Origin of the sequence: Ideonella livida, assembly GCF_010499455.1 — a bacterium.
Lineage (GTDB): Bacteria > Pseudomonadota > Gammaproteobacteria > Burkholderiales > Burkholderiaceae_C > Ideonella > Ideonella livida.
This window is the reverse complement of sequence record NZ_JAAGOH010000088.1, coordinates 1-950: the sequence shown is the minus strand read 5'-3', so window position 1 is coordinate 950 and position 950 is coordinate 1. Positions and strand designations below refer to the sequence as shown.

Annotated in this window: 1 protein-coding gene; it reads right to left on the bottom strand. The window is 63.2% G+C overall.

The window, feature by feature from the left end; all coding sequences use genetic code 11:
* Nucleotides 1–846, bottom strand: an 846-nt coding sequence (locus G3A44_RS23160; protein WP_163460115.1) for an IS481 family transposase, incomplete at its 3' end; no start/stop codon positions are given.
* Nucleotides 847–950: the final 104 nt, after the last annotated feature.

The following is a 950-nucleotide window of genomic DNA, read 5'->3' as shown; positions in this document are numbered from 1 at the left end:
CTGGTTGTAGAGCCACACATAGCGGTGCAGGGTCTTCTCCAGATCCTCCGCGCTGTTGAAGTGGTGCGTGCGCAGCACCTGCTCCAAGCGGCCATTGAACCGCTCGACCATGCCATTGGTCTGTGGCGTCCTGGGCTTGGTCAGCCGGTGTTCAATGTCCAGCGCCTGGCACAGCATGTCGAACTCGTGCTCGCCGCTGGCGTCCTTGGCCCGTTGGCCAAACAAGCGGTCGGTGAACTCTTTGCCGTTGTCCGTGAGCAGCGTGTGGATTTTGAAGGGCGCGGCCTTGGACAAGGCGTTGAGGAAGCTGCGCGCAGCTGCTGCCGTCTTGTGGCTCTTGATGGCGATGAACACCCAGCGCGTGGCCCGGTCGATGGCCACGAACACATAGCGCCTGGCCTGCTCGTCGGCCATCTGCGGCAGGTACTTCACATCCATATGCACGTAGCCGGGTTCGTAGGCCTTGAAGGGCTTGACCTGGCCCTCTGGCTTTTGGGGCACGGGCAGGCGCGAATGGCCCCGCCTGCGCAGCAGTCGGTCCAGCGCCGAGCGGCTCATGTCAGGCTCGATGAACTCTCGAATCACCGCCAAGAGGTCATCGAGCGGCAGCAGCAACTGCGTGCGCAGGTAGATCACCAACTCTTCTTGCCCCGCATTGAGCGTGGTCTGCAAGCGGTGCGCCGTATGACTGCCGTCCTGCACCGTATCGCGCTTGCGCCACTTGCGCACCGTGTCGCGGCTGACGCCAAACTGCCGCGCGACCTCGTAGTCGCTGCCTGTGGCTTTCTGGATCGCCTCGCGCGTGGCGGGGGTGGTGGTCGCGTTCTTGTGCAACTTGATCAGCATGTCGGCCTCCGGCCCTTCCATGCTGCCACGACCTCAGCCAACACGGCCCGCCCCAGCAGCAACGGACGTCTACTTTTTAGAAGGTATTCGTCCGGGACCTGACA